The sequence below is a fragment of the Candidatus Propionivibrio aalborgensis genome, from assembly GCF_900089945.1.
GTDB classification, from domain to species: Bacteria; Pseudomonadota; Gammaproteobacteria; order Burkholderiales; family Rhodocyclaceae; genus Propionivibrio; species Propionivibrio aalborgensis.
The window spans coordinates 1-1,050 of record NZ_FLQY01000237.1 but is presented as its reverse complement, the minus strand read 5'-3'; the positions used below and the strand labels follow the sequence as shown (position 1 = coordinate 1,050).

Here is a 1,050-nt window from a genome sequence, read left to right as displayed (position 1 = left end):
GGTGCCACTCGCGAAACCGATCAACAGAATGCGACCTTCAAAGGCGATGCTGCGCAGCGACGCGGTGAACAACTCACCACCGACCGGATCGTAAACCACGTTCGCACCGCGGCCATCGGTGAGTTCCTTAATCCGCAAGCGCACGTCCTCCTGCCCGGAATCGATCAGATGGTCCGCTCCGTGTTCCCGCGCGACTTCAAGCTTTCCCGGCCCGTTAGCTGTGGCGATGACCGTCGCGCCCAACAGCTTGCCGACGGCTACGGCGGTCAGTCCAACGCCGCCTGACGCACCATGCACCACCAGCGTCTCTCCAGCCTGCAAGCGTGCCCGATGCCACAAGGCGATATGGGACGTACCAAACACCACTGGGAAAGCGGCGCCATCCTGCCAGGACATTGTCGCCGGCATTTGCACGCAGCGCTTGCTGTCCGCGACAACCTGCTCGGCATAGCCACCGTGCGGCGTCATGGCGATCACTCGATCCCCGATTTTCAGCTCTTCCACTCCTGCCCCCAGTTCCAGCACCTTGCCAGAGACTTCAAAGCCGGGGCTGAACGGCGGTTGTGGCTGCTTCTGATATTGTCCGCGGGAGATCAGGCTATCGGCGAAATTGACGCCACAGGCCTCCACAAGGATACGCACTTGGCCGGTACCGGGCCGCGGCTCCGGGATATCCTCCAGCCGCAGGGCAGCTGGCCCGGTGAATTCATGGCAGACGACGGCTCGCATGGTTGTGAATCCTCCATCGTTGAAAAAGACCGTACTTCGTCCTGCGGGACGAGGCAGACGACTAGTGTATCCGTTCCGGAACAGGAGGGGAGGCGCTCGGCGCCATCCTTGGACTGCGATATGGCCAACCGTGCATGACTGGGCTAGTGAATTCCATTCCAATCGCGGTCTGAGTCGAGACCGGGGCTACGTTTACTTTGTCCCTTGGGGATTTCCCCACCAGCTTGACAAGCGTTCAGTCAGGATACGCTCCGGTAAATTCTCGTAATGTGAAACATCGTTGAACAAGCGCAAGCGGGCGCGCACCTCGCTCATGAAGTC

1 protein-coding gene is annotated in these 1,050 nt (G+C 60.5%); it reads right to left on the bottom strand.

Translation table 11 applies throughout. The features are described 5' to 3' along the window. Positions 1–729, bottom strand: a 729-nt coding sequence (locus tag PROAA_RS11720; protein WP_186411518.1) for an NADPH:quinone oxidoreductase family protein, incomplete at its 3' end; no start/stop codon positions are given. Positions 730–1,050 lie beyond the last annotated feature (321 nt).